At 71.1% G+C, this 25535-nt stretch carries 25 protein-coding genes; 12 read left to right on the top strand and 13 right to left on the bottom strand.

Going from position 1 to position 25535, the window contains the following annotated elements; translation table 11 throughout:
* Window positions 1-238: 238 nt before the first annotated feature.
* Window positions 239-1054 carry a hypothetical protein gene (locus tag E3O44_RS05140; RefSeq protein WP_134533206.1) on the bottom strand — a complete coding sequence of 272 codons (816 nt, stop codon included), beginning with the start codon at window positions 1052-1054 and terminating at the stop codon, window positions 239-241.
* 273 nt (window positions 1055-1327) lie between these two features.
* Window positions 1328-3634 (bottom strand): phosphoribosylformylglycinamidine synthase subunit PurL, encoded by a 2307-nt coding sequence (purL, locus tag E3O44_RS05145; RefSeq protein ID WP_134533208.1) that lies wholly within the window; start codon window positions 3632-3634, stop codon window positions 1328-1330.
* 258 nt (window positions 3635-3892) lie between these two features.
* On the opposite strand from purL, the gene E3O44_RS05150 reads away from it, so the two are divergent.
* From E3O44_RS05150 to mgrA, 4 genes are all read left to right on the top strand, one after another.
* Window positions 3893-4243: a YciI family protein gene (locus tag E3O44_RS05150; protein ID WP_134533210.1), complete on the top strand. Its 351-nt coding sequence runs from the start codon at window positions 3893-3895 to the stop codon at window positions 4241-4243.
* Window positions 4243-5631: an RNA polymerase sigma factor gene (locus E3O44_RS05155; protein ID WP_134533212.1), complete on the top strand. Its 1389-nt coding sequence runs from the start codon at window positions 4243-4245 to the stop codon at window positions 5629-5631. The genes E3O44_RS05150 and E3O44_RS05155 overlap by 1 nt, the downstream gene beginning before the upstream one ends.
* Before the next feature lie 95 nt (window positions 5632-5726).
* A complete protein-coding gene (locus E3O44_RS05160; RefSeq protein ID WP_134533214.1) occupies window positions 5727-6482 on the top strand; it encodes a TMEM175 family protein in 756 nt (251 codons plus the stop codon).
* Window positions 6483-6509: 27 nt separating this feature from the next.
* Window positions 6510-7535, top strand: a complete 1026-nt coding sequence (gene mgrA / locus E3O44_RS05165) for an L-glyceraldehyde 3-phosphate reductase (RefSeq protein ID WP_134533216.1) — start codon at window positions 6510-6512, stop codon at window positions 7533-7535.
* A gap of 120 nt (window positions 7536-7655) precedes the next feature.
* On the opposite strand, the gene purQ is transcribed toward mgrA, so the two are convergent.
* The 3 genes from purQ to E3O44_RS05180 all read right to left on the bottom strand — a co-directional run bounded on the left by purQ (window position 7656) and on the right by E3O44_RS05180 (window position 9998).
* Window positions 7656-8354, bottom strand: a complete 699-nt coding sequence (purQ, locus tag E3O44_RS05170; protein WP_134533218.1) for a phosphoribosylformylglycinamidine synthase subunit PurQ — start codon at window positions 8352-8354, stop codon at window positions 7656-7658.
* Window positions 8354-8629, bottom strand: a complete 276-nt coding sequence (gene purS, locus E3O44_RS05175; RefSeq protein ID WP_134533220.1) for a phosphoribosylformylglycinamidine synthase subunit PurS — start codon at window positions 8627-8629, stop codon at window positions 8354-8356. The genes purQ and purS overlap by 1 nt, the downstream gene beginning before the upstream one ends.
* Window positions 8630-8702: 73 nt before the next feature.
* A complete protein-coding gene (locus E3O44_RS05180) occupies window positions 8703-9998 on the bottom strand; it encodes a kynureninase (protein WP_241976074.1) in 1296 nt (431 codons plus the stop codon).
* A gap of 279 nt (window positions 9999-10277) precedes the next feature.
* Between E3O44_RS05180 and E3O44_RS05185 the strand changes: the two genes are divergently transcribed.
* From E3O44_RS05185 to E3O44_RS05195, 3 genes are all read left to right on the top strand, one after another.
* A complete protein-coding gene (locus E3O44_RS05185; RefSeq protein ID WP_166792550.1) occupies window positions 10278-10979 on the top strand; it encodes a TetR/AcrR family transcriptional regulator in 702 nt (233 codons plus the stop codon).
* Window positions 10980-12083 (top strand): LacI family DNA-binding transcriptional regulator, encoded by a 1104-nt coding sequence (locus tag E3O44_RS05190; protein ID WP_134533226.1) that lies wholly within the window; start codon window positions 10980-10982, stop codon window positions 12081-12083.
* A gap of 184 nt (window positions 12084-12267) precedes the next feature.
* Window positions 12268-13407, top strand: a complete 1140-nt coding sequence (locus E3O44_RS05195) for an alpha/beta fold hydrolase (RefSeq protein ID WP_134533228.1) — start codon at window positions 12268-12270, stop codon at window positions 13405-13407.
* A 67-nt stretch (window positions 13408-13474) separates the two neighbouring features.
* Here E3O44_RS05195 and E3O44_RS05200 read toward each other — a convergent pair whose 3' ends face one another.
* The 4 genes from E3O44_RS05200 to purD form a co-directional block, all read right to left on the bottom strand.
* Window positions 13475-14311 (bottom strand): VOC family protein, encoded by an 837-nt coding sequence (locus E3O44_RS05200; RefSeq protein WP_134533263.1) that lies wholly within the window; start codon window positions 14309-14311, stop codon window positions 13475-13477.
* Between the two features lie 318 nt (window positions 14312-14629).
* Window positions 14630-15007: a VOC family protein gene (locus tag E3O44_RS05205; RefSeq protein ID WP_134533230.1), complete on the bottom strand. Its 378-nt coding sequence runs from the start codon at window positions 15005-15007 to the stop codon at window positions 14630-14632.
* A gap of 220 nt (window positions 15008-15227) precedes the next feature.
* Entirely contained in the window at window positions 15228-16220 is a 993-nt protein-coding gene (locus E3O44_RS05210) for a phosphoribosylaminoimidazolesuccinocarboxamide synthase (RefSeq protein ID WP_134533232.1), read from the bottom strand.
* An 88-nt stretch (window positions 16221-16308) separates the two neighbouring features.
* Entirely contained in the window at window positions 16309-17577 is a 1269-nt protein-coding gene (purD, locus tag E3O44_RS05215) for a phosphoribosylamine--glycine ligase (protein ID WP_134533234.1), read from the bottom strand.
* Between the two features lie 264 nt (window positions 17578-17841).
* Between purD and E3O44_RS05220 the strand changes: the two genes are divergently transcribed.
* Window positions 17842-18210 (top strand): sterol carrier family protein, encoded by a 369-nt coding sequence (locus tag E3O44_RS05220; protein ID WP_134533236.1) that lies wholly within the window; start codon window positions 17842-17844, stop codon window positions 18208-18210.
* An 88-nt stretch (window positions 18211-18298) separates the two neighbouring features.
* Here E3O44_RS05220 and E3O44_RS05225 read toward each other — a convergent pair whose 3' ends face one another.
* Window positions 18299-19342: a ribokinase gene (locus E3O44_RS05225; RefSeq protein ID WP_241976070.1), complete on the bottom strand. Its 1044-nt coding sequence runs from the start codon at window positions 19340-19342 to the stop codon at window positions 18299-18301.
* Window positions 19343-19449: 107 nt separating this feature from the next.
* Here E3O44_RS05225 and E3O44_RS19365 point away from each other — a divergent pair, with 107 nt between their 5' ends.
* From E3O44_RS19365 to purM, 3 genes are read left to right on the top strand one after another with little or no spacing between them, the layout of a single operon-like run.
* Window positions 19450-19848, top strand: coding sequence for a hypothetical protein (locus E3O44_RS19365; protein WP_174775042.1), 399 nt, complete (start codon window positions 19450-19452; stop codon window positions 19846-19848).
* A gap of 21 nt (window positions 19849-19869) precedes the next feature.
* Complete coding sequence (gene purF / locus E3O44_RS05235) at window positions 19870-21567, top strand: amidophosphoribosyltransferase (RefSeq protein ID WP_134533238.1); 1698 nt, start codon at window positions 19870-19872, stop codon at window positions 21565-21567.
* The gene (gene purM / locus E3O44_RS05240; RefSeq protein ID WP_134533240.1) at window positions 21564-22667 is read left to right on the top strand and encodes a phosphoribosylformylglycinamidine cyclo-ligase; all 1104 of its coding nucleotides are present in this window, start codon (window positions 21564-21566) and stop codon (window positions 22665-22667) included. Before purF ends, purM begins: the two co-directional genes overlap by 4 nt.
* A 262-nt stretch (window positions 22668-22929) precedes the next feature.
* On the opposite strand, the gene E3O44_RS05245 is transcribed toward purM, so the two are convergent.
* The gene (locus E3O44_RS05245) at window positions 22930-23163 is read right to left on the bottom strand and encodes a DUF3073 domain-containing protein (protein WP_134446236.1); all 234 of its coding nucleotides are present in this window, start codon (window positions 23161-23163) and stop codon (window positions 22930-22932) included.
* A gap of 187 nt (window positions 23164-23350) precedes the next feature.
* Here E3O44_RS05245 and E3O44_RS05250 point away from each other — a divergent pair, with 187 nt between their 5' ends.
* A complete protein-coding gene (locus E3O44_RS05250) occupies window positions 23351-24436 on the top strand; it encodes an NAD(P)-binding domain-containing protein (RefSeq protein WP_134533242.1) in 1086 nt (361 codons plus the stop codon).
* A gap of 197 nt (window positions 24437-24633) precedes the next feature.
* Here E3O44_RS05250 and crcB read toward each other — a convergent pair whose 3' ends face one another.
* Both crcB and E3O44_RS05260 read right to left on the bottom strand, forming a co-directional pair.
* On the bottom strand, window positions 24634-25002 hold the full coding sequence (gene crcB, locus E3O44_RS05255; protein ID WP_134533244.1) for a fluoride efflux transporter CrcB: 369 nt from the start codon (window positions 25000-25002) through the stop codon (window positions 24634-24636).
* Window positions 24999-25406 (bottom strand): fluoride efflux transporter FluC, encoded by a 408-nt coding sequence (locus E3O44_RS05260; RefSeq protein ID WP_134533246.1) that lies wholly within the window; start codon window positions 25404-25406, stop codon window positions 24999-25001. The genes crcB and E3O44_RS05260 overlap by 4 nt, the downstream gene beginning before the upstream one ends.
* Between the last annotated feature and the right edge of the window lie 129 nt (window positions 25407-25535).

Below are 25535 nucleotides of genomic sequence, written 5' to 3' on the forward strand. Positions count from 1 at the left end.
CCGCCCAAACCCGCCCAAACCCGCCGCGAGAGTACGAATTGTGCCCCTTCGACGCTGGCGAAGGGGCCATTTCTCCGCTCTCGCGAACCCGACTGGGCGGCACCCCGTTGCGAGAGTACGAATTGTGCCCTCATATCGCGCACCAAGGGGCAATTTCTCCGCTCTCGCGGGAAGAGTGAGGGGTGAGGGGTGAAGGATGCCGGGGGCTGGGTCGACGCGAACGCGACGGTTGGATGGGTCAGGGGCGCCAGCCGCGGTCCCGAAGGGCGGTGTCGACCTTGCGCACGGCCGAGGCACTCTTGAGTCGAATATGGGTCTTGTTCAAGCGAACCACCCGCCAATCGGCTTCCATGATCGCATCGAGTCGGTCGATGTCCCAGTGATACTGCTCTTCGTCCGTTCGATGCTGCTCGCCGTCGTACTCAACGAGCACTCGATACTCCCGGTAGACGAGATCACCCGTCGCAATCTTCCGTCCCGTCCTATCCGTCAGGGGAGCGTTCACTTCCGGCTCGGGTAGGCCGGCCCGCACCAGGAGTAGCCGGATCTCGGTTTCCCGTGGTGAGAGCACGCCGGGGCGGACCCACTCGAGCGCTTCTCTGAGCCGCCGTGCACCGCGCTTACCTGCGTGGCGCGCCACGCCGGTGCGCAGCTCGGCCATAGTCGCCAGCGGCCGCTTCCCTCCGACCAGGGCGTCTCCCATCACTATGAGTTCATCCAGGCTGAGCACGGCAGCGAGCTGGCGCCAGACATCGACCGGTGCGGCCACGCGATAACCGCCGATATCGACCAGGCGTACAGTGCCAGGTCGAGCGTGATGTGCGACGGTCCCTCTCACTCTCTGTCGTTCCGCCGGGTCGTCGACGCAGACATGAATCACGCCGGACGACGCGAACCTCCGGGGGAGGGGAAGACCGTGCAGGTGCGCTGCCGTGACGTGACTGAAGAACTGGGCCGTCGACATCCGCTCGGAGTATGCCGCTATGAGCGTCGCGATCGTTGCTGGGCCTACTCGTGGTGAGCGGATGCCGTGAAACGGCTGCTCAAGGTCCACGCCCCTCATCCGCTTCCGCGATACGCCCTCGTGGCGTCCACGGCGGGTGGTGAAGTGTCGGCCACGCAACGTGGGCGGAAGCTCGCGACGTCGTTTCATCCCCCGATGATGCCGATTCCCACGAACGAACGAGCGTTCTATCCACAGCCCGTCGGTCAGGGACCGCGAGAGTACGAAAAAGGCCCCTTCGGATGTCGTGAAGGGGCCATTTTCGTACTCTCGCGAACCACACGCCCGTTCTGGGGGCGAGCGGCGGGAGCTCGGGGGAGGGCGCTAGGCGAAGTGGGCGGGGAGGGTGGCGGTGTGGCGGGAGCGGAGGTCGGCTAGGGAGATCGTGAAGACGTCCTGCACCTCAAGAGCCGCGAGGGTGTTGTCGGTGACGCCGATGCGGAGAACCGGGTAGTTGCGGCCCTCGCAGAGGCCGAGGAACTTCACGTCGTCCTCGCGCGGCACCGAGACGATGACGCGGCCGGCCGACTCCGAGAACAGGGCGACGGATGCGTCGATCCCGTCCCGCTCGCAGATGTCGCCGAGCCACACGCGGGCTCCGACCCCGAACCGGAGCACGGCCTCGGCCAGGGTCTGCGCGAGCCCGCCGGAGGACAGGTCGTGCGCGCTGTCGACGAGCGCCTCGATCGACGCCGCGTGGAGCAGCCCGGCGAGGCGGGCCTCCCCGGCGAGGTCGACGACCGGCGGCAGGCCGCCGAGGTGCCCGTGCACGACATCGGCCCACGCCGAGCCGTCGAGTTCCTCGCGGGTGATGCCGAGCAGGTAAATGTTGTGGCCGTCGTCCTGCCAGCCGCTCGGCACCCGGCGGGCGACGTCGTCGATCACGCCGAGCACGGCGACGACGGGCGTCGGGTAGATCGGCTGGTCGCCGGTCTGGTTGTAGAACGACACGTTGCCGCCGGTGACGGGGATCTCGAGCTCGAGGCATCCGTCGGCGAGGGCCGTGACGGCGCGTTCGAACTGCCACATCACCTCGGGGTTTTCCGGTGAGCCGAAGTTGAGGCAGTCGCTGATGCCGACGGGCACCGCGCCGGTCGCGGCGACGTTGCGGTACGCCTCGGCGAGGGCGAGCTGGGCGCCGCGATACGGGTCGAGCTGGCAGTAACGGCCGTTGGCGTCGGTCGCGATGACGAAGCCGAGGCCCGACTCCTCGTCGATGCGGATCATGCCGGCGTCGTCGGGGAAGGAGAGCGCGGTGTTTCCGAGCACGTAACGGTCGTACTGGTCGGTGATCCAGCTCGGGTCTGCGAGGTTGGGCGAGCCCAGCAGGGAGAGGAACTGCGCGCGCAAGTCGGCGGCATCCGTCGAGCGGGTCAGAGCAGAGGCCGAGTCGGCCTGGAGCGCGTCGATCCAGGTCGGGTACGCGACCGGGCGGTCGTAGACCGGGCCATCAATCGCGACCGTGCGCGGGTCGACGTTGACGATCTCTTCGCCGTTCCAGTCGATCACGAGCCGTCCGGTGTCGGTGACCTCGCCGAGCACGCTCGTCTCGACGTCCCACTTCCGGGTCATCGCGAGGAAGCCCTCGAGCTTCTCCGGGGTGACGACCGCCATCATCCGCTCCTGGCTCTCGCTCATCAGGATCTCCTCGGCGGTGAGCGTCGGGTCGCGCAGCAGCACCTTCTCGAGCTGGATGTACATGCCGCCGTCGCCGTTCGAGGCGAGCTCCGAGGTGGCGCAGCTGATGCCGGCCGCGCCGAGGTCCTGGATGCCCTCGACGAGCTTGTCGCGGAACAGCTCGAGGCAGCACTCGATGAGCACCTTCTCGGCGAAGGGGTCGCCGACCTGCACCGCGGGGCGCTTGGTCGGGCCGTCGGCGCTGAAGGTGTCCGAGGCGAGAATGGATGCCCCGCCGATGCCGTCTCCGCCGGTGCGGGCCCCGAAGAGCACGACCTTGTTGCCCACGCCGCGGGCGTTGGCGAGGTGCAGGTCCTCGTGCCGGAGCACGCCGACCGAGAGCGCGTTGACGAGCGGGTTGCCCTGGTAGACCGAGTCGAACCAGGTCTCGCCGCCGATGTTCGGCAGGCCGAGGCAGTTGCCGTAGAAGGAGATGCCGGAGACGACGCCGTGCACGACGCGCGCGGTGTCCGGGTCGTCGATGCGGCCGAAGCGGAGGGCGTCCATCACGGCGACCGGGCGGGCGCCCATCGAGATGATGTCGCGCACGATGCCGCCGACGCCGGTCGCGGCGCCCTGGAACGGCTCGATGTAGGAGGGGTGGTTGTGGGATTCGATCTTGAAGGTGACGGCCCAGCCTTCACCGACGTCGAGCACGCCCGCGTTCTCGCCCATGCCGACCATGAGGTTCTTCTTCATGGCGGGGGAGACCTTGTCGCCGAACTGGCGCAGGTACTTCTTCGAGCTCTTGTACGAGCAGTGCTCGCTCCACATCACCGAGTACATCGCGAGCTCGCCGCTCGTGGGCCGGCGGCCGAGGATGGTGCGGATCTCCTGGTACTCGCCCGCGGTCAGCCCGAGGGCTCCGAAGGGCTGGTCCTTGTCCGGGGTGGCGATCGCGTTCTCGACGGTGTCGGCGATGCCGCGGGAGTGGGTGTTTGAGGCAGCGGTCACGAGCGGTGTACTCCCAGAGTCAACGGATGCTTAGCGCGGCCCAGTCTACCGGTTGCCTTCCTAGAGGGCCGTGGCCCCTCGGAACGGTTGCCGCTGCGGACAACTGTGACCGGCGCACCGGCCACAGGTGTCCGCACGGGCAACAGATGCCGCGAATTCGGCCCGCGGTGTCCTTTCGGGAGCGCCCCGTTCGTTCCTAGAGTAGATCCCACCATTCCCGATGGGTCATTCGCTGAAATCCCCGATGAAGGAGTCACCATGCCCAGCTATGTTGCCCTGACCTACACCCGCGACGTCGACTGGACCGCCCCGGAGCAGGCGGCAGAGATGCAGGAGTACCGCGAGTTCGGCCGCGACGCCGAGGCCGTCATCCGCGGCGGTGCCGCGCTCTACCCGACCCAGACCGCGACGACCGTGCGGGTCACCGGAGGCAAGGGCGGCGACATCGTCGTCGGCGACGGCCCGTACGCCGAGACCAAGGAAGCCCTCACCGGCTTCTACCTGCTCGAATGCGACAGCCTCGACGAGGCGATCCGGCACGCGGCCGCGATCCCCGCCGCCTGGAACGGCGTCGTCGAGGTGCGTCCGACGGTGCCGACCCTGATGTGATGACCGCGACGGATGCCGGTGGCGGGATCCCTGAGGTGTCGCGAATCGACGTTCCCGCCGGCGATGAACCTCGATCTGCGCCATCTCACGGGACTATCCGGAGCGCGGCAGTCGCGGTAGTCGCGGCCGGCACCGACCCCGGCGGCGCGCTCGCCGCGCTGCTGCGTGGCGAGCGGCGCCGGGTGCTGGCCACTGTCATCCGCCTGACCGGCGACCTGCACCTCGCCGAAGACGCCGTGCAGGACGCCGCCGTCAGCGCCCTCGAGACCTGGCGTCGGACCGGCGTGCCGCCGAATCCGCGCGCCTGGCTCACCCTCGCGGCCAAGCGGCGGGTGATCGACCTCCTCCGGCGGGAGGGCGCGCGGCCGGTCAAGGAACGGGAGGCGATCATCCTGGCCGTGCAGCGGGCACCCGACGAGACCCCGCCCGGCGTCGTCCGCGACGACCAGCTCCGGCTGATCTTCACCTGCTGCCACCCGGCTCTCGCGCAGGAGGCCCAGGTCGCGCTCAGCCTGCACGTGCTCTGCGGGCTGAGTGTCGCAGAGGTCGCCCGGGCGCTCCTCGTCTCGGAGGCGACGATGGCCAAGCGCCTCACCCGGGCGCGGCGCAAGATAGCCGATGCCGGCATCCGCTATCGGGTTCCCGATGCCGAGGAGCTGCCCGGCAGGCTGGGCGCCGTCGCGACGACCGTGTTCCTGCTGTTCACCGAGGGCTACGCGTCCCGGTCGGCGGATGCCCCGCCTCCCGTGACCGTGCCGGCCGAGCGGGCCGGGCCGCCCGGCGCATCCGTTGCGGAGGAGGCGATCCGGCTGGGGCGGCTGCTCGTCGAGCTGATGCCGGGCGAGCCCGTGCTCGAGGGACTGCTCGCGACGATGCTGCTCCAGCACTCCCGGCTGCGCGCCCGGTTCGATCACGCCGGCGACATCGTGCTCCTGGCCGACCAGGATCGCAGCCTCTGGGACACTGACCTTGCCGCGGAGGGCATCGAGCTCGCCGCGTCCGCGATCCGCGGCAGCAGCATCCGCCCCGAACGGTTCGCGGTCACGGCCGCGATCGCCGCCTGCCATGCCCTCGCAGCGGATGCCGCGGCGACCGACTGGAACGCGGTCCTCGCCTGGTACGACGTGCTGCTCCACCTCGACCCGAGCCCGGTCGTGCGGCTGAACCGGGCGGCTGCCCTCGCCGAGAGCGGCGACCCGGCCGCGGCGCTCGCCGTGGTGGACCGGATCGAGGGCCTCGACGACTACTTCTGGTTCCACGCGACCCGGGCGGAGCTGCTCCGCAGGCTGGGGCGAGACCGGGAGGCGGGCGTCGCTGCTGTCGTGGCGGCCGGGCTTACCGAGTCCGCGGCGCAGCGCCGACTGCTCGCGCGCCGGCATCCGCTCTGAGGCAGGCGCGAGAGCACCCACACGCCCGGCCGCAGGCATCCGCGCCGAGGCAGGCGAGAGCGCCCGAGCGCCGCATCCGCGGGTACATTGCTGGCATGGAAAGAGCATCCGTTCGCGCCCGCCACCGGGCGCTCCTCGCGGCCAGGGACTCGACGGAGCGGCTCGAGTTCTTCAGCGACGCCGTGTTCGCCATCGCGATGACGCTCCTCGTGCTCGATTTGCGCGTTCCGTCACTCGCGACAGTCCCGAGGGACGAACTCGGTCGGGCGCTTCTCGACCAGGCGCCCAAGTTATTCGCCTACGTGCTCAGCTTCGCCGTGATCGGCCTGAACTGGTCGAGCCATTTCCGTCGGTTCCAGGTGATCGACCGGGTCGACCGGCGGCTCGTGCAACTCGACCTGCTGCTCCTGCTCCTGGTCGCGTTCGTGCCGTTTCCCACGGCGGTGCTCAGCGAGTACGGCCCGGAGATCCTGAGCGTCGTGCTCTATGCGGCCACGGTTGCGCTGATCAACGGCGTGCAGTGCCTGATCTGGGTCCACGTCAGGAGGGCGGGCCTGCTCAGCCCCCTGGTCGATCGCGGGCTGTATCGCTACGTGCGGCGCAACATCCTGGTGCCCGGAGTCGTGTTCACGGTCTCGATCGGGATCGCCCTTCTTGGCCAGCCCCTGATCGCGATGCTCAGCTGGCTCGCGATCTCGCCCGCATCCATCGCGCTCAGTCGGGCCAGAATCGTTCGCTCTGATGAATACGAGCCGGCCGTGCGCCCCCGGTCGCCCGCGGGCGTGACCGCCGTGCCTGGAACGCCCGCCGGGCCTGCCCCGCCAGGCACACCCGCCGCGCCGGGCCCCTGAACGGATGCACCGTGCCACGATGGAGGAATGACCTACCTTCCGGCTGACACCAGATATGAGTCCATGCCCTACCGCCGCACCGGGAAGAGCGGCCTCAAACTACCGGCCGTCTCGCTCGGGCTGTGGCAGAACTTCGGCGGGGTCACCCCGCTCGAGACGCAGCGCGCGATCCTGCGCCGCGCCTTCGACCTCGGCGTGACGCACTTCGACCTCGCCAACAACTACGGCCCGCCCTATGGCAGCGCCGAGAGCAACTTCGGGATCCACCTCAAGCAGGATTTCCGGCCGCACCGCGACGAGCTCGTCATCTCGACCAAGGCCGGCTACGACATGTGGGCGGGCCCCTACGGCGAGTGGGGCTCCCGCAAGTCGCTGCTCGCGAGCCTCGACCAGTCGCTCGGCCGGATGGGCCTCGACTACGTCGACGTGTTCTATTCGCACCGCGCCGACCCGGACACCCCGCTCGAGGAGACCATGGGCGCGCTGCACACCGCCGTCACGAGCGGTCGCGCCCTCTACGCCGGCATCTCCTCATACTCGCCAGAACGCACCCGGCAGGCCGCGGCGATCCTCGCCGACCTCGGCACGCCGCTGCTCATCCACCAGCCCTCGTACTCGATGTTCAACCGCTGGGTCGAGGACGACCTGCTGAGCACCCTCGAGGACCTCGGCGTCGGCTGCATCGCCTTCTCCCCGCTCGCCCAGGGGCTGCTCACCGACCGGTACCTGCACGGGGTGCCCGCGGACTCCCGGGCGGCGCGCGCCGGGTCGATGAAACGCGACATGGTCAGCGACGAGACGCTCGTCCACATCCGTGCCCTGACCGACATCGCCGAGGCGCGCGGGCAGTCGCTCGCGCAGCTCGCCCTCGCCTGGGTGTTGCGGCGCCCGGAGGTGACGTCGGCGCTGATCGGGGCGTCCTCGGTCGCGCAGCTCGAGACCAACGTCGCCGCCGTCGAGAACCTGACCTTCACAACCGCGGAGCTCATCGCGATCGACGCTCACGCCGTCGACGCCGGCATCAACCTGTGGGAGGCATCCGCCGCCGTCTAAAAGCTCACTGTTCTCGAAAGCGGGTGAATCGTCGGTTCGCGGTACTGATAACGACGACTCACCCGCTTTCGCGGCAGAGGGCGGGCGAGCGGATGCCGGCGCGCACCGCAGGTGCCCGGGTTACGCGGTTGCGAGCATCCGCTCGATCGCGGAGGTGAAGAACGTGAGCCCGTCGGTGCCGCTGCGCATCGCGGACGCGGTGTCCGGGCCGAAGCCGGGCTCGACCGCGTGCTCGGGGTGCGGCATCAGGCCGACGACGTTGCCGCGGGCGTTGCTGATGCCGGCGATGTCATTGAGGGAGCCGTTCGGGTTCAGGCCGACGTAGCGCACGACGACGCGGCCTTCGCCCTCGAGCGCGGCGAGTGTCTCGGTGGAGGCGATGAAGCCGCCCTCGCCGTTCTTGAGCGGGATGGTGATCTCCTGGCCGGCGGTGAAGCCGCTGGTCCAGACGGTGTCGGTGTTCTCGACGCGCAGCTGCTGGTCGCGGCAGATGAACGAGCCGTGGTCGTTGCGGGTCAGCCCACCCTCGAGCAGGTGCGCCTCGGTGAGCATCTGGAAACCGTTGCAGATACCGAGCACCGGCATACCGCTGTTCGCGGCGTCGATGACCTCGGCCATGATCGGCGAGAGGCTCGCGATCGCGCCGGCACGGAGGTAGTCGCCGTAGCTGAAGCCGCCGGGCAGCACGATCGCGTCGACGCCGCGGAGGTCGTGCTCGCCGTGCCAGAGCGCGACGGCTTCGGCGCCCGCGATCCGGATCGCGCGCTGCGCGTCACGGTCATCGAGCGAACCGGGGAAGGTGACGACGCCGATGCGCATCAGGCGGATGCCCCGACTGTGCTGTCGGCGCCGACGACGTGGATGCCGACGACGTCTTCGATCACGGCGTTGGAGAGCACGGAGTCGGCGAGTTCGCGCACTTCGGCCAGCATGGCCTCGTCGACAGGGCCGTCGACGGTGAGCTCAAAACGCTTGCCGAGGCGAACGCTCGTGAACCCGGTCTTGCCGAGGCGGCCGAGGACGCCGGCGACGGCTTTTCCCTGCGGGTCGAGCAGCTCGGCCTTGGGCATAACTTCAACGACGATGGTTGGCATGGTTCACTCCGAGACGTCGGGGGCGTGGATGCCTCGATTCTACAGTCCACGGGGGCCGCACCCGGGTCGGCTTCTACCGCCCGCTGCCGGCGCCGCTCTGCCCGAAGCCCGGTGCGATGCCGGTCCCCGGTGCGAGGCCGGCCTGCCCGAGGAGTACCCCGCGCAGCACGTCGCGGATCGCCGCGACCCCCTCGAGCGTCTCGACGAAGCTCGTGCTGAGCGGCGACAGCCCGATCCGCAGCCCCTCGGGCCCGCGGAAATCGGGGATGACGTCGTGTTCCCAGAGCGTCGTCGTGACCTGCCGCATCGCCGGGTGGTTGACCGTGACGTGGCCGCCGCGGTGGGTATGGTCGCGCGGCGACGTGAGCGTCACACCGAGCGGCGCGAGCCACTCGTCCACGAGGGTGATCGCGAACTCGGTGAGCGCGACCGACTTCGCCCGCACCTCCTCGATGCCCGCCTCGCCGATCATCGCAATCGTGTCCTGCATCGCGAGCATCCCGACGATCGGCGGCGTCCCGCTCTGAAACCGGCGGATGCCGTCGGCCGGGTGATACCCCGGCCCCATCGTGAACACGTCTCTGGTCCCCATCCAGCCCTGGATCGGCTGGGTGAGTACGTCCTGCAGGTCACGGCACACATACCCGAAGGCGGGAGCCCCCGGCCCGCCGTTGAGGTATTTGTACGAGCAGCCGACGGCGAGGTCGACGTCGCAGAGGTCCAGCTCGACCGGGACGGAGCCGACGGAGTGGCTGAGGTCCCAGAGCACGAGGGCGCCGACCGAGTGTGCGGCCGCAGTGATCCGGCGCATGTCGGCGAGGAATCCCGAGCGGTAGGCGACGTGGCTGAGCAGCACGAGCGCGGTCTGCGGGCCGATCGCCGCGCGCACCTGGTCGACCGAGACCCCGCCGGCAGGGTCGGAGTGGATCCAGTGCAGGGTGAGGCCGCGCTCGGCGGCGATGCCCTCGAGCAGGTACCGGTCGGTGGGGAAGTTGTCGGTGTCGAGCACGATCTCGGTGCGCGCCGGTTCCGAGCCGACCCTGCGGTAGTCCACCGCCGCGCGGGCGAGCTTATAGAGCAGTACGGTCGTCGAGTCGCCGATGAAGACCTGGCCGGGTCCCGCCCCGAGCGCGACCCGTCCGAGCTCGTCACCGATCCGGAACGGCAGGTCCATCCACTCCTCGTCCCAGCCGCGGATCAACCGGGTGCCCCAGTTGTGCCTCAGGAACTCGGTGATCCGCCCGAGACTCGCGAGGGTGGGCCGGCCGAGCGAATTGCCGTCCAGGTAGACGAAGGGATCGGCCGCCGCGCCCGCCTCGGTGCCCACGAACTGCCGACGGTAGTGGGCCAGCCCGTCGATCCGGTCCATTCTGCGCGCGAAGACGAGGTGGGCATCCGTGCCGCCCTCGCCGCCGGCACCGCTGCGGCTCTGGTCGGGAGGAGGCGTCATCGGGAGTCCTTGGTTCTCAGGGAGGCTGCGGGCCGTTGACCGGCGCGACGCGGTTCTCCGGCGAGATTCACGGGTTCGCACGCGAGACCCGGTTCTCCGGCGCGATTCTATCCCGGACGGCGGAATCCGGGCGTGGACACAGGCGACATGGAGGATTCCCTCCGACCAGGCATAGCCGGGGGACTTAGAATCGACTCCATGACTTCGTCCGAACCGACCACGCAGGACGGCGCACAACCGCGTCGGCGCGACGCCCGGCAGAACCGGGAGCGCCTGATCGTCGAGGCACGGGCGCTCATCGCGCAGAACGGGGTCGACGCCTCCCTCGAGGAGATCGCCCGCCGTGCGGACGTCGGCGTGGCCACGCTGTACCGCAACTTCCCGACCAGGGACGACCTCGTGCGCGCCCTCTACGACATCGCGCTCGCCGAACTCGCGACCGTCCGCGACGAGGTCGTCGCGGCGCCGACGGCCTGGGCCGGCATCGAGCTCTACATGGAACGTGTCTCCGAGTGGCTCGTCGCCGACCCCGCGCTCCCGCACATCCTCAAGCGCATGGAGGTCATCGACCCGGGCAGCGGTCGCGGCAAGGAATTCCAGACCGTGATCGCGGGGCTCGTCGCCCGCGCGAAGAAGGACGGTGCACTGCGAGCGGATGTCGACGCGGTCGACCTCGCGGTCCTGGTCACCATGGTCGGTTCCCTCGGCACGCACGGCGGCGGTCACACCGGCCAGTGGCGCAGGCAGCTCGCGATCGTGCTCGACGGCCTGCGCCTGCCGGCCACGGACCGGCCCCGGCTGCCCGGCCGGCCGCTCGCCGCCCGCGAATTCCAGGCGGCGGTTCACGGGCTCACCCGGCGCGCCAAGCGCGCGGCATCCGGCAGCGGTTCCGGGCGCTGAGTGAAGGTCGCGACCGTCTACGACGTCGCCGCCCACGCGGCGGTGTCGATCGCGACGGTGTCCCGGGTGCTGCGCCGGCCGGATGACGTACGCGAGTCGACCAGGGAGCGGGTCCTCGCCTCCGTGCAGGCCCTCGGCTACGTGCCGAGCGCGAGCGCACGCTGCCTCGCCGCCCAGCGCACCGGCGTGCTCGGCCTGTTCTTCCCCGGCATCGACGACGAGGATGACGGGGGAGAGGCGCCGTTCGTGCAGGACCTCTCGGTCTCGATGGTCGTCGACGCGGCTGGCGGCAGCGAGGTCGCACCGCCGAACCTGTCCTTCGACGGTGTGCTGCGCGGCAGCGAGCGCGAAGCCTGGCGCCAGGGTTTCGCCCTCATGGTCGGCGTCGGCAGGGATGCCAATCCCGCCGACATGTTGCGGGACATCGCCGGACGGGTCGACGCTGTCGCGGTGCTCGCCGGCAGCGTCCCGGACGAACTCCTCAAGCACGTCTCGCGGCGGATCCCCGTCGTACTGATCGGCGGTCCCCGCCGCTGCGCCGAGATGGACTTCGACCACGTCAGCGTGAGCAACCGGGAAGGCATGCGCGCCCTGACCGCGCACCTCCTGGAGAACGCAGACGCCACCGACCTCGCCTTCGTCGCCGGGCCCGCCGATTCGCCGGACAGCGCCGAGCGCTATCAGGGCTTCGTCGAAGCCCTCGAGGGGGCGGGCTTCGACCCGGCCACCGCGACGATCCTGCAGGGCGACTTCTCCCGCATCCGTGCCCGTCGGCTCGCCGAAACGCTGCTCGCCACCGGGCGGATGCCGCGGGGCCTGGTCTGCGCGAACGACCGGACCGCGCTCGGCATGCTCGACGTGCTCGTGCCCGCCGGAGTGCGCGTGCCGGAGGACGTCATCGTGACCGGTTTCGACGGCATCGAGGCCGGACGCCTGTCGACCCCGCGGCTCACGACGGTGTACCAGCCGATGGTCGAGCTCGGGCGGGCGGCGATCCGGGCGATGCTCAGCCGGATCGAGCACCCCGACCAGCCGCCGATCACGGCGCGCCTGCCCGTGAAGGTGCTGCTCCGCGAAAGCTCGGAGGGCACCCTCCCCGCCTGACCCGCGCCCACTGCACGTGCCGACTGTCGCCGCTGTCGCCCAGTGTCGCCGGTGGACCGGGTCGCCTCGGCGGCAGCGGCGATTCTCGGCGGAGGCCGGGGTGCGGCGGCGTTGCCGCGCCTAGGCTTGAGTCCTCGGCAGCACGGCGGCAGCCCGGGCCGTCGGGCCGGAAATGGAGCGCACCATGAGCACGATCGACCCCACTGCCACCCCGCCAGCGACCGGGCGCCATTCGGCCGAGGCGGCCACCGTCGCGGACGTCACGAAGGTCACGGACGTCACGGGCGTCGCGGGCGTCACGAAGGTCGCGGGCGTCGCGGGCGTCGCGAACGTCACGAACGTCGCGGGCGTCACGAAGGTCACGGACGCCGCGGCCGTTACGGACGTCACGGACGTCGTGGACGTCGCGAACGCTGCGGCCGGCACGTTCGACGGCTGGCCCGGGGTCCCGCGCTTCGGCACCCTGCCGGTCCCCCTGACGGATGCCGTCGCGAACGTCGGCATCGACCTTCCCGTCGGGCGCGTGACGGCCCTGCATGCCCGGCCGGAGGCATCCGCTCGCGGAGTCGTGCTTCTCGTGCCCGGGTTCACCGGCTCGAAGGAGGACTTCGGCGGCTTCCTGCCGTTGCTCGCCGACCGCGGCTGGGACGCCTGGTCGTACAGCCAGCGCGGGCAGGCGGACTCCGCGGCCCCCGCCGGCGCCGAGAACTACACCCTCGAGGCGTTCGCGCAGGACGTCGTCGCCGTGGCCGAACTCGTCGGCAGCGGCCGGCCCGTGCACCTGCTCGGGCACAGCTTCGGCGGGGTCGTCGCCCGGGCCGCCGCGATCCTCGCGCCCGAGCGCTTCCTCGACGTCACCCTGCTCTGCTCGGGTCCGCACGGCTGGGCCGGGCGGATGGAGCGCGAGGAGGCGATCCTCCGCGAGCGCGGATCGGCGGCGTGGTGGAACGAGGACAATCCGCACACCGTTGGGCTGCCCGATGCCGCCCTGACCGCCGACGAGGCCTTCCGCCGGCTGCGGATGGGGGCCACGAGCGACGACCAGTTGCTCGGCGCGGCCGCGATCCTCAGCGACGAGACCGACAGCACCGGCGAGTTGCTCGCGACCGGCCTCGACACCCTCGTCGCGCACGGAGTCGACGACCCGGCGTGGCCGCAGGACTGGCAGGCGAGCATGGCCGGCCTGCTCGATGCCCGGTACGCGATCATCCCGGAGGCTGCGCATTCGCCGCAGCTCGAGAACCCGGAGGCGACCGCCGACCTGCTCGATGAGTTCTGGGGTCGCGACCGCGCGCATCCGCCGGTCGAGCCGCAGCAGCAGTAGCCGTAGCCGCCCGCCCCGCTTGGCGACCGTCCCGCGCCGGGCAGAGGCGCACGAACGCCCGCGGTCGTCAGGCGGGGAGCGCCGTGTGCGCCACGATCTGGTTGCCCCAGGGGTCGTCGAAGCCGAGGGTCTGCCCGTCGTGCCGGGTCTCGATGCCGAAGTGGGACATCCGCTCGCCGAGCGCACCGAGGTCGTCGGCGCCGGGCAGCACGATGTCGACCTCGCCGAGGCCGAGGGCGAGGCGGCGCCGGCCGGAGCCGGCGCTGTTCCAGGTGTTCATCGCCATGTGGTGGTGGTACCCGCCGGCCGAGACGAAGAGCGCGGACGGGCCGAAGTTCGCGGTGGCCTCGAAGCCGAGCCGGTCGACGTAGAAGGCGCGGGCGGTGGGCACGTCGCCGACGGAGAGGTGCACGTGCCCGACGATGGCGTTGCCGGCGCCCGGGTCGGACAGCCCCGTCTCGGTGAGGTGCTCGCCGATGAAGGTGTTGGGGTCGAGGGCGAGGGTGGCCATCTCGACCTGGCCGTGGGCCCAGCTCCACTCGGTGCGGTCACGGTCCCAGTAGAGCTCGATGCCGTTGCCCTCTGGATCGGTGAAGTAGAACGCCTGGCTGACGAGGTGATCGGCGCTGCCGGTGAAGGTGCCCGGATGCTTCGTCGCGACCGAGTAGACCGCTGCGGCGAGCTGCGCCTGGGTCTCGAACAGGATCGCGGTGTGGAACAGGCCGCTCGAGCGCGGCTCGGGGGCCGCGAGCTCCGGGGCGTGCTGCAGGATCACGATCGGGGTCGTGCCGCGCCCCATCACGGCGATGGCGCCGTCCTGGCTGAGCAGGCTGAGGGTGACGGCGTCGCGGTAGTACGCGATCATGCGGTCGAGGTTGCCGACGCGCAGGGTGACGGCGCCCATTCCGGTCGCCGCGGGGAGGAGTTCTGCTGCAGATCTGGTCACACCTGCGTCAACGGATGCTCCCGCCCCGCTATTCCGCGCCGCGCCGCCCCGAAAGTGCGGCGGTGTACCCCGGTCCTCGCTCTGCGGCCCCGGTCTGAGGCGTGGGGCGTGGCCAACTCAGGAGATGTGCGGGGTGGGCGTGGTTGGGCGGCACTGGTTCGGGGGTTTCCCACGGTCGGTGGCGTGGATTTCCTGAGTTAGCCCCCACGTGAGGGTGAGAGGCGGCGTAGAACGGCGAACGAGTGCTGCCGGACCGGCGTTGCGGGGCGGGAGGGGTCAGTCCTGGTGGAGCTGGATCAGGTTGCCGCAGGTGTCGTCGAAGACGACGGAGGTGCCGAAGGCATCCGTGTACGGTTCGCTCGTGAACTGCACGCCGAGGAAGCCGAGCCGCTCGTATTCGGCGCGGACGTCGGGGCTGCCGAAGACGATCGCGGGCAGGCCGAGGGCACGGATGCCCTGGGCGTATTTCGCGGCGACCTTGTTGTCGCTCGGCTCGAGGAGCAGGCCGACGCCGTCCGGGTCCTCCGCGGACTTGACGATGTACAGCTGGTGCTCGGGCATGGCGAGGAGCTTCTCGAATCCGAGGACGGAAGTGTAGAAATCGAACGCGGTGGCGGGGTCTTTCACGTGGACGCTGCACATCTTGATTCGCATGCCCGGAGCGTAACATTCGGCGGCGTCGGGCGCCGAGTCCTGTGACCGCGCGCGTCGGGCGCGCTGACACGGGTCGCGGCACTCGCGATGATGCCTGTGACGGTCCAGCGGGCCGGTGGCTGTGTCGTCCAGGGACGGCATGGCCGCGGGTCGGGTACCCGGGGCGGGCGGGTCCGGGCAGGTCCGGGCGGGTCCGGGCGGGTCCGGGCAGGCGCGCGGGTCAGGCGCTCGCGTCGGTCCCGGCGAGCCGCGTGAGCAGTTCGCGGTAACGGGCGGCGGTGCGCTCGATGATGTCCTCGGGGAGGGCCGGGGGCGTGCCGGTCTGGTCCCAGTGCGCGCTCAGCCAGTCGCGGACGATCTGCTTGTCGAAGCTGGACATCCGCTGCTCGGGTGTCGTGCCGGTCTGCCAGAGGGCGGCGTCCCAGTAGCGGCTCGAGTCGCTCGTGAGCACCTCGTCGGCGAGGGTGATCTCGCCGGTCGCCCGGTCGGCGCCGAACTCGAACTTGGTGTCGGCGAGGATCACGCCGCTCTTCTCGGCGATGACGGATGCCCGGCGGAAGATCTCGAGGGAGAGGCGGCGCAGCTCTGCGGCGACGTCGGCGCCGACGAGCTCGACCGTGCGCTCGAAGGAGATGTTCTCGTCGTGCTCGCCCATCGGGGCCTTCCAGGCCGGGGTGTAGATCGGCTCGGGCAGGCGGTCGCCGTTCTGCAGCCCGGCCGGGAGCGGGAGGCCGCAGACCGTCTGGCTGACCTGGTATTGCTTCCAGCCGGAGCCGGTCAGGTAACCGCGCACGACGCACTCGATCGGGAACATGTCGAGGGTCTTGCAGAGCATGGCGCGGCCGGCGACGGCGGCGGGGATGCCGTCGGCACCGTGCGTGACCGCGGTGTCAGCCCTGTCCGACGTCTCGGTGTTCGCAGCATCCGCCAGCAGGTGGTTGGGAATCCCGGCGAGCTGGCCGAACCACCAGAGGCTGAGCGTCGTGAGCAGCACACCCTTGCCCGGGATACCGGGCTCGAGCACGTGGTCGAAGGCGCTGACGCGATCGCTCGCGACCACGAGCACGCGGGAGGCGGCGTCGAGGTCGGGCGTCGCGGCATCCGCTGCCGGAGCGGCCGGCACGTACAGGTCGCGGACCTTGCCGGAGTAGGCGTGGCGCCAGCCCGGGAGGTCGAGGGGGGCGGATGCGGTCGGCTGGTCGAGTGCGGTCACGGCCCCATTCTCCCGCACCGGCCCGCCCCCGCGCCAAACCCGCCCCGCGGGACGCGCCAGCAGGGCGGCCGTTTCGCGGGGCGACGGGTCAGGAGGCGACGCGGGCGGCGATGTCCGTGCGGAACTGCGCACCCTCGAGGGTGATCTCGGCGAGGGCGGCGTACGCGCGGCTGCGGGCCTCGGCGAAGCCGTCGCCGAGCGCGACGACACTCAGCACCCGGCCGCCGGTGGAGACGAGCGTTCCGTCGACGAGGGCCGTCGCGGCGTGCGCGATTGTGACGCCGTCCACAGCGGATGCCGCGTCGAGGCCCACGATCGGCCGCCCGGTCACCGGGGTGTCCGGGTAGTTCTCGCTCGCCAGCACGACGGTCACGCAGGACTCCCCGGAGAACACCGGTCGCGCGAGCCCGCCGAGCCCGCCGGTGGACGCCGCGAGCAGCAGCCCAGAGAGCGGGGTCACCAGCCGGGGCAGCACGACCTGGGTCTCGGGGTCACCGAAACGCGCGTTGAACTCGATGACCCGGATGCCGGCATCCGTCAGAATGAGGCCGCAGTAGAGCAGCCCGATGAAGGGGGTGTCCTCGGCGGCGAGGCGGCGGACGGTGGGGAGGGCGATCGTGTCGAGGACCTCGTCGACGAAGGCCTGCTCGCTGCCGAAGCCGGCGTCGAGCCAGGGCAGCGGCGAGTATGCGCCCATGCCGCCGGTGTTCGGGCCGAGGTCGCCGTCGGCGAGGCGCTTGTAGTCCTGCGCGGGGGAGAGCGGCAGCACGGTGTGGCCGTCGCTCAGGAAGAACAGGGAGACCTCCTGGCCGGCGAGGAACTCCTCGATGAGCACGCCGCCGTGCTGCAGCCAGTGCTCGGCGTGGGCGAGGGCGGCGGCGCGGTCCTCGGTGACGAGCACGCCCTTGCCCGCCGCGAGCCCGTCGGCCTTGACGACGTAGGGTGCCCCGAACGTGTCGAGGGCGTGGGTCGCCTCGGCGAGGGTGCCGGCGCGTTCGGCACGGCCGGTCGGCACGCCGGCCTCGTCCATGATGCGCTTGGCGAAGGTCTTGCTGCCTTCGAGGGCGGCGGCGGCGCGGCCGGGGCCGAACACCGGGATGCCCTGTGCCCGCAGCGCGTCGGCGACGCCCGCGACAAGGGGAGCCTCCGGCCCGATCACGACGAGGTCGACCCCGTGTGCGATCGCGTACTCGGTGACGGCGCCGGGCACGTTCGGGTCGAGGGCGACCACGGGCACCGCGGCGGCGATGCCGGCGTTGCCGGGCGCGGCGACGACCTCGTGGCGCGGCTCCTCGCGGAGCAGGGCGGTGATGATGGCGTGCTCGCGGGCACCGGAACCGAGGACCAGAATTCTCACCGGTTCAGGCTACCGGATGCGCCCCCGCCCCGGTCCCTGCTTGCCAGACCGTTCCCCGGCCACGGGTGGACCGCGACCTCGGGGGCTAACTCAGGAAGATCGGTGGCGCGCCAGGGGCATGTGCCCGAAAGTACGCGGCGGAGCAGCTCACGTGCGCTGGATCTCCTGAGTTAGCCACCACCGGGCAGGCGAACGGGGGCCCGGCTGTCCGGTGCGGCGGCGAATCCGGGACAGTCGGCGCATGGAACCCGGCAGAATAGGGGGATGGCCAGGGCGAGGATCGACGACGGAGTGGGCCGGGCGGCGGTACGCGGCTACGCGGCCGACGTGGCGGGCGCGAGTCGGGACATCCGTGCGCTCGCCGTGCGCTACACCCTGCAGCTGCTCTCCGAGGAGGCCAACGGCAACACCCTCGAGGTGCGCGTGCCGCCGTTCGGGGCCGTGCAGTGCATCGCGGGCCCCCGGCACACCCGCGGTACCCCGCCCAACGTCGTCGAAACGGATGCCGCCACCTGGCTCGCCCTCGCGACCGGCGAGCTCGCGTGGTCCGACGGCCTCGCGAGCGGGCGCATCCACGCGAGCGGACAGCGCGCCGACCTCACCGCGCACCTGCCGCTGCGCCTCGCCCCATAAACCGTTCCTCCCGCCCTCGCGCCGCCTCTCGCGTCCCGCGTTTGTCGTCCCGCGCGAGTGCACTCTCGCGGTGGGTTCAGTCGAGGGGTCAGGCGAGGATCGCGGCGACCTCGGCGTGCGTCGGCATCGATGCCGTCGCGCCGGCCCTCGTGACCGAAACGGATGCCGCGACCGTCGCCCAGCGAATGGCGTCGATCATGGCGTCCTCCGAAACCTCTGCGCGAGCGCGCGCGGTGCCGGGTGCCGCAGCACTCGCAAGCGCGGCGCCCGAAGCATCTGCCGTGCCTGCACCAACCGCACCAGCGTCAGCGCCTGCGGCACCTGCGGCACTTGCGGCACCTGCGTCAGTGCCTGCGCCACCGGCGGCGAGCCGGGCGACGAGCGCGCCGACGAAGGTGTCCCCTGCTCCGGTGGTGTCCACGGGGCGCACCGGCCGGGCGGGCGCGAGCCCGAGCGCGACGCCGCCCCTGGCGACGACGCAGCCCTCCTCGCCGAGAGTGACGATCGCCCAGCCCCGGCGCGCGCTGAGCGACTCGGCCGCGCGCGCGGCATCCGCTTCGCCCGTGAGCTCCTGGGCCTCGAGCCGGTTGGCCACGATCAGGTCGACGCCCGCGAAGAACCCGGCGGGCAGCGGCACGACCGGCGCCGGCGTCAGCACCGTGAACGTGCCGGACGCCCGCGCGACCGCGAGCCCCTCGACGAGCGCGGGCACCGGCAGCTCGCACTGCAGCACGAGGAAGTCCGCCGCCGCGATCGCCGCGCGCTGCCCCGCGTCGAGCACCGTCACGGCGGCGTTCGCGCCGGAGACGACGACGATCGAGTTCTCGCCGGAGTCGAGCACGGTGATGTGCGCTGTGCCGGTCGGCCCGTCGACGGTGTCGAGACCGTCCACACGGATGCCTTCACTCACGAGGAGCGCTCGGAGTTCCGTCCCGTAGGCGTCGCGTCCGACCGCGCCGAGGAAGTCGATAGCGCCACCCTGGCGGGCTGCGGCGACCGCCTGGTTGAGTCCCTTGCCGCCGGGTACGAGGGCGAAGTCGTGGCCGAAGATCGTCTCGCCGGGGCGGGGGAGTCGCGGCTGGCGCACGACGAGGTCCATGTTCGCGCTTCCGAGCACCGCAATCCTGTTCACCCGTCCAGTGTCGCACCCGCGCCGGTTTCCGCAGCCCGCGCCCTCGTTTCGCCGGCCCCGAACCGGCTCCCGGCGCACTCCCGGTGCGCGCGTGCGAGAATGTCCCCATGAGCGCAACCGAGCAGCCCGGGAACGACATCGCGGCGGTGCCGGCCACCCCCGAGATCCTCGTCGGCCAGGCCGCGGCCACCGTGCGGCGTTCCCCGCGCTACTTCAACTTCATGATCGTCGGCGCCGTCCTCGGGGCGGTCACCGCGCTGATCCTCACGGTCGGGTTCCCCCAGACGGCCGAATTCGGGCTCCTCCAGGTCTTCGGATTCCTCCTCCTCGTCGGCGTCGTCGTGGGCCTCGCCCTCGGCGCCGTGGTCGCAATCCTGATCGACCGATTCACCAGACGCTCCGTCCAGGCGGTCGTCGTCGATAGACTGGGCGTCTACGGCGCGAGCGGTGAAAACGCTCCTTCCGAGGCAGACGACCCCCCAACATCCAGCACTAATCCGCTGTAAAGATAGTTAAGAGGCATCGATTTGGCTGGTGGCGACGGACTTCTCGGTCACGATCTCTTGCAGGGCGAGAAGGGGCCACAGGATGCCTGTGGCGTCTTCGGCGTCTGGGCCCCCGGTGAAGAAGTGGCCAAGCTCAGCTACTTCGGGCTCTACGCCCTGCAGCACCGCGGGCAGGAATCGGCCGGAATCGCGACGAGCGACGGCAGCAAGATCCTGATCTACAAGGACATGGGCCTCGTCGCCCAGGTCTTCAATGAGGCGGCGCTGAGCACCCTCATCGGTCACATCGCGGTCGGGCACACCCGTTATTCGACAACGGGATCCTCGAGCTGGCAGAACGCCCAGCCGACCCTCGGCCGCACGTCGAGCGGAACCGTCGCCCTCGGCCACAACGGCAACCTGACCAACACCGCCGAGCTGCTCCAGCTCGTGCACGAGCGCTACCCGAAGGTCGAGGGTGAACTCGCCCGCGGCAATACCACGGACACCGCCGTCATCACCGCCCTCTTCACCGGGGACCTCGACCACACCCTCGAGGCCACCGCGCTCGAGGTGCTGCCGCGCCTGCGCGGCGCGTACTGCCTCGTCTTCATGGACGAAACCACCCTCTACGCCGCCCGCGACCCCCAGGGCGTGCGCCCGCTCGTCCTCGGCCGGCTCGAGCGCGGCTGGGTCGTCGCCTCGGAGACCGCTGCCCTCGACATCGTCGGCGCGAGCTTCGTCCGCGAGGTCGAACCCGGCGAGCTCATCACGATCGACGAGAACGGCCTCCGCTCGCAGCGGTTCGCCGAGTCCAAGCCCGCCGGCTGCGTCTTCGAGTACGTGTACCTCGCCAGGCCGGACACCACGATCGCCGGCCGCGGCGTGCACGAGGCCAGGGTCGAGATGGGCCGCCGCCTCGCCGCTGAGTACCCCGTCGAGGCCGACCTCGTGATCCCGACCCCCGAGTCCGGCACCCCGGCCGCGATCGGCTACGCGCAGGCATCCGGGATCCCCTTCGGCCAGGGCCTCGTCAAGAACTCCTACGTCGGCCGCACCTTCATCCAGCCGTCCGAGACGATCCGCCAGCGCGGCATCAAGCTCAAGCTCAACCCGCTCAAGGCCGTGATCAAGGGCAAGCGCCTCATCGTCGTCGACGACTCGATCGTGCGCGGCAACACCCAGCGTGCCCTGGTCAGCATGCTCCGCGAGGCCGGCGCCGCCGAGGTGCACGTGCGCATCTCGAGCCCGCCGATCACCTGGCCCTGCTTCTACGGCATCGACTTCGCCTCCCGGGCCGAACTCATCGCGACCGGCCTCGGCGTCGACGAGGTGCGCCAGGCCATCGGCGCCGACTCCCTCGGCTACCTTTCCCCTGAGGGCATGATCGCCGCGACCGAGCAGCCTCGTGACCGCCTCTGCACCGCCTGCTTCACGGGCGTGTACCCGATCCCGCTCCCCGACGCCCTGCACCTCGGCAAGAACCTGCTCGAGCGCACCGCCCCGGCCGGGTCGACCGACTCGACGCGGTCGACGGCGTCCGCAGGGTCGCCGGTCGTCGCGAGCGACGCATCCGTCGCCGCCGCAGAGGCGTCCCGCACCTCAGACGGATGCGACCCCGGCCCCGACGCGGAATACGAACCACTGCTCGACCCGGCTTCGATGCGGGCGAGCACGCGGCCCACCACGCGCGGCACGCAGGGACAGTTCATGATCGGCGATCCAGGAAGACAAGAATGAGCAACGCATCGTACGCGGCAGCCGGAGTCGACACCGAGGCGGGTGACCTCGCCGTTTCGCTGATGAAGGCGGCCGTCTCGCGCACCCACGGCGCAGAGGTGCTCGGCGGTTTCGGCGGTTTCGCCGGGCTCTACGACGCCTCCTTCCTCACCGCGTACAAGCGCCCGCTGCTCGCGACCTCGACCGACGGCGTCGGCACCAAGGTCGCGATCGCCCAGGCCATCGACAAGCACGACACCATCGGCCAGGACCTCGTCGGCATGGTCGTCGACGACATCGTCGTGGTCGGCGCCCGCCCGCTGTTCATGACCGACTACATCGCCTGCGGACGCGTCGTCCCCGAGCGCATCGCCGAGATCGTCGGCGGCATCGCCCGCGCCTGCGCCGAAACCGGAACGGCCCTCATCGGCGGCGAGACGGCAGAACACCCGGGGCTCCTCGGCCCGGACGACTACGACGTCGCGGGAGCCGCGACCGGCGTCGTCGAGGGCGACCAGGTGCTCGGCGCCGAGCGGGTCCGCGCGGGCGACGTCGTCGTCGCGCTCGCCTCCTCCGGCCTGCACTCCAACGGCTTCTCGCTCGTCAGGCACATCCTCGCCGAGCGGGGCATCGGCTACACCGACACGTCCGATGAACTCGGCGGGGTCGTCGGCGAAGTACTCCTCGAGCCGACCCGGCTCTACACCGGCCCGCTGCTGAGCGTGCTCGCCGACCCCGAACTCGACGGAGCGGTGCACTCGCTCAGCCACGTCACGGGCGGCGGCATCGCCGCGAACCTCGCCCGGGTCCTCCCGATCGGCGCCTGGGTCGAAGTGGACCGATCCACCTGGTCGCCCGCCCCCGTCTTCCGGGTGCTCAGCGCCCTCGCCGGCAGCACCCTCGAGAGCTCCGAGGGCACCTGGAACCTTGGCGTCGGCATGTTCGCCGTCGTCGCAGCGGATGCCGCGTCCTCCGTCATCGCGAGCCTCGCCGCCGACGGCATCCCGGCCTGGGTCGCCGGACGCGTATCCACGGCCCCGCACGACCTCACCGGTTTCGTGCAGGGCGCCAAGGGCGTCAACGGCGGCGCCGTGCGCCTGGTCGGCGGCTACGCGGCCTGACCCGTTCGCGCGCGTCGCGGCATCCCCCGCCCGCCCGCGGTATCGGCCTTCGAGCGCGCCGCGGTACCTGCAGGCGCCGAGGGCTACCTTTCCGGTCGAGAGGGACCGGTAGACCGGGAACTCTCGACCGGAAAGGTCACTCTCGCACGACGCGCATGAGCGAATGCTGCCAACTCGCTGGATGCCGCGCGCTCAGCGCGGTGCGGATGCCGGCGCACGCAAAACGGGCGCCCTCAGCGGCGCCCGGTACGGTGAACGGCGGTCAGGCGCGCTTCTGCTCGTCTTCGGTCGCGTAGGTGTCGACGTATCGGTCGGGTTCCTCGGACGTACCCGGCTCGTACTCCGGCCACTTGGCGAGGTCCTCGTCGAGTCGCTCGTCGTCCACGGGATGCCCCGTGAGCTCACGTTCGAGCGCGTTGTAGTTGGTGTCCGGGCTGAAATACTTCAGCTCACGGGCGACCTTGGTGTGCTTTGCTTTTTGACGGCCGCGCCCCATGCGAGACCCCCTAACGATGCCAGGCCAGGTGAGGAATGAGTCACCCGGGAGTTGCCGAACGGAATGGTGAAAACTAGGCGCTAGTTTAGCATGGTGGGCCTGAAGGCCCGATTGTGGCTCGGAGGGCGAACCGCTGCGCGCACAGTGATCTTACGCCGGACGTACGGTGGTGCAGAGGGGGGATGCGATGTCGAGCGACGCGAGCGTTCCCATCGTCATCGTCGGGGCGGGGCAGGCGGGCCTTGCCGTCGCGTACTACCTGCGCACATTCGAGCTGATTCCCGGGCGCGACTTCGTGCTCTTCGATCGCGGCCCGGACGCGGGTGGCGCCTGGCAGCACCGCTGGGCGGGACTCCGCCTCGGGTCGGCGCACCGGGTGAACGACCTGCCCGGCATGAGCGAACTCGGCCTGAGTTTTGCGACGGCCGACCGCACTCGCCCGGCCAGGGACGTCGTCACCGAGTACTACCGCCGGTACGAGGAGCACTTCGACCTCAGGGTCGTGCGCCCCGTCACCGTCACTGCCGTGTTCAATCGTCGTGCGGACCTCGTGGTCCGGAGCGCGTCGCCCGGGTTCGGCGACCACGAGACGACCGCCCGTCTGCTCGTCAACGCCTCGGGCACCTGGGGCGCGCCCTTCGTGCCGCACTACCCGGGCGCCGCGAGCTTCGCCGGGCAGCAGCTGCACACCTCGGGCTACCGGGCGGCCGGGGACTTCGCCGGCCGGAAGGTCGTGGTCGTCGGCGGGGGGACATCCGCCATCGGTTTCCTGCTCGAACTCGAGCACGTCGCCGCCGAGCTGACCTGGGCCTCACGCCGCCCGATCGACTGGGTGCACACCGAACAGCTCGAACTCGAGGGGGCCTCGGCCGCGGTCGCCGCCCAGGACGAGGCGGCCCGGTCCGGTCGGGCGCTGCCGAGCATCGTGAGCGGCACCGGCGTGCCCGTGAGCCGCCGGATCGCCGCGGGGATCGAGCGCGGCGTGCTCACCGCCCGGCCGATGTTCACGAGCATCGAGCCGACCGGGGTGCGCTGGGCCGACGGCAGCTTCACGGAAGCGGACGTGATCATCTGGGCGACCGGATTCCGGCCCGAGGTGCGGCACCTGGCCCCCCTGAAGCTCCGCGCCAAGGCCGGCGGGCTCGTCGTCGGGGCCGGCGCGAGCTGGACCGACCCGCGGATCTTCCTCGCCGGCTACGGGCCGCAGGCGAGCACGGTCGGCGCGCACCGCGCCGGCCGGACGATCGCCCGCCAGATCGTCGCCCTGCTCTGACCCGCTCGCCCTGCTCGACCCGCCCGCCCTCTGCTCGTGACTTCAGCCGGTCCGGGGTTCCGAATTCAGGAGTTGGCGGCGTTCCGACGGGAACCGCCCCGGAATTCCGGGGCGCGGCCGTGCGAATCTCCGCAACTCCTGAATTCGGAACACCTGACGCGGGTGCGACGTGGGCGGGAGTCGCGAGGGAGGGGTGCTCAGCGGGCGAGGAGATAGCCGGCGGCGCAGACCGCGATGCCGAGCAGCAGGGTGCCGACGAGGTTGAGCACCGCGGAGCGCCAGCGTCCCTTGAGGGCGAGGTCGATCGTCTCGACGCTCCAGGTGCTGAAGGTCGTGAGGCCGCCGCAGACCCCGGTCAGGAGCACGAGCCGCAGGTCGCTGCTGAGTACGGCACGCTCGGCGAGCCCGAGGATCACGCCGCCGAGCAGCGCCCCGGCCACGTTGACGATGAGCACGCCGATCGGCAGGCGGCCGGGTCCCACCGGGAGGGCGCGCGACACGAAGTACCGCACCACGGCTGCCGCACCGCCGCCGGCGACCACGGCGGCGAAGACGAGGGCGTTCATGACCGGGCCCCGGCATCCGCTGCGGGGAGGTGACGGATGCGCCCGCCGAGCCAGACGCCGAGCAAGGCCGCCGGGAACCCCAGCAGCAGTGTCGCGAGCAGGTACAGCCCCGCGAGCGGCCACGACGAAGCCGCGCCGAGGGAGACGAGGGACACCATCACGGCCGAGAACGTCGTGAAGGCGCCGAGCACCCCGGGGCCGAGCAGGAGCTTGAGCCAGGCGGGCACCGCGGGGCGCGTCCAGAGGCCGGCGACCAGCCAGCCGAGCACGAACGCGCCGCTCGTGTTGATGATCAGGGTGCTGACCGGGAATTGGGTGTCGCTGTGCGGCAGTGCGCGGTCGATGCCGAGCCGCAGGGCCGTGCCGATGATGCCGCCGGCGAACACGGCCAGTGCATTCCGCACCGGGTTATTTGCGCTTCCGGCGCCGGGCGCCGGGGCGGGCGGGCTGCCCGGGGCGACCCGCGGCGGCTCCGGCCTTGGCGCCGGCACCGGATGCCGCACCCGAGCCGGTCTTCGTCGCTGCGGCCGCCG

Origin of the sequence: Cryobacterium algoricola (assembly GCF_004402485.1) — a bacterium.
GTDB lineage: Bacteria > Actinomycetota > Actinomycetes > Actinomycetales > Microbacteriaceae > Cryobacterium > Cryobacterium algoricola.

Excerpts from the sequence above, each read along its gene's own strand:
- E3O44_RS05150 (WP_134533210.1), top strand. The coding sequence starts at position 3,893 with ATGCCCAGCTATGTTGCCCTGACCTACACCCGCGACGTCGACTGGACC.
- E3O44_RS05155 (WP_134533212.1), top strand. The coding sequence starts at position 4,243 with ATGACCGCGACGGATGCCGGTGGCGGGATCCCTGAGGTGTCGCGAATC.
- E3O44_RS05160 (WP_134533214.1), top strand. The coding sequence starts at position 5,727 with ATGGAAAGAGCATCCGTTCGCGCCCGCCACCGGGCGCTCCTCGCGGCC.
- mgrA (WP_134533216.1), top strand. The coding sequence starts at position 6,510 with ATGACCTACCTTCCGGCTGACACCAGATATGAGTCCATGCCCTACCGC.
- purQ (WP_134533218.1), bottom strand. The coding sequence starts at position 8,354 with ATGCGCATCGGCGTCGTCACCTTCCCCGGTTCGCTCGATGACCGTGAC.
- purS (WP_134533220.1), bottom strand. The coding sequence starts at position 8,629 with ATGCCAACCATCGTCGTTGAAGTTATGCCCAAGGCCGAGCTGCTCGAC.
- E3O44_RS05180 (WP_241976074.1), bottom strand. The coding sequence starts at position 9,998 with ATGGACCGGATCGACGGGCTGGCCCACTACCGTCGGCAGTTCGTGGGC.
- E3O44_RS05185 (WP_166792550.1), top strand. The coding sequence starts at position 10,278 with ATGACTTCGTCCGAACCGACCACGCAGGACGGCGCACAACCGCGTCGG.
- E3O44_RS05195 (WP_134533228.1), top strand. The coding sequence starts at position 12,268 with ATGAGCACGATCGACCCCACTGCCACCCCGCCAGCGACCGGGCGCCAT.
- E3O44_RS05200 (WP_134533263.1), bottom strand. The coding sequence starts at position 14,311 with ATGGGCGCCGTCACCCTGCGCGTCGGCAACCTCGACCGCATGATCGCG.
- E3O44_RS05205 (WP_134533230.1), bottom strand. The coding sequence starts at position 15,007 with ATGCGAATCAAGATGTGCAGCGTCCACGTGAAAGACCCCGCCACCGCG.
- E3O44_RS05220 (WP_134533236.1), top strand. The coding sequence starts at position 17,842 with ATGGCCAGGGCGAGGATCGACGACGGAGTGGGCCGGGCGGCGGTACGC.
- E3O44_RS19365 (WP_174775042.1), top strand. The coding sequence starts at position 19,450 with ATGAGCGCAACCGAGCAGCCCGGGAACGACATCGCGGCGGTGCCGGCC.
- purM (WP_134533240.1), top strand. The coding sequence starts at position 21,564 with ATGAGCAACGCATCGTACGCGGCAGCCGGAGTCGACACCGAGGCGGGT.
- E3O44_RS05245 (WP_134446236.1), bottom strand. The coding sequence starts at position 23,163 with ATGGGGCGCGGCCGTCAAAAAGCAAAGCACACCAAGGTCGCCCGTGAG.
- E3O44_RS05250 (WP_134533242.1), top strand. The coding sequence starts at position 23,351 with ATGTCGAGCGACGCGAGCGTTCCCATCGTCATCGTCGGGGCGGGGCAG.
- crcB (WP_134533244.1), bottom strand. The coding sequence starts at position 25,002 with ATGAACGCCCTCGTCTTCGCCGCCGTGGTCGCCGGCGGCGGTGCGGCA.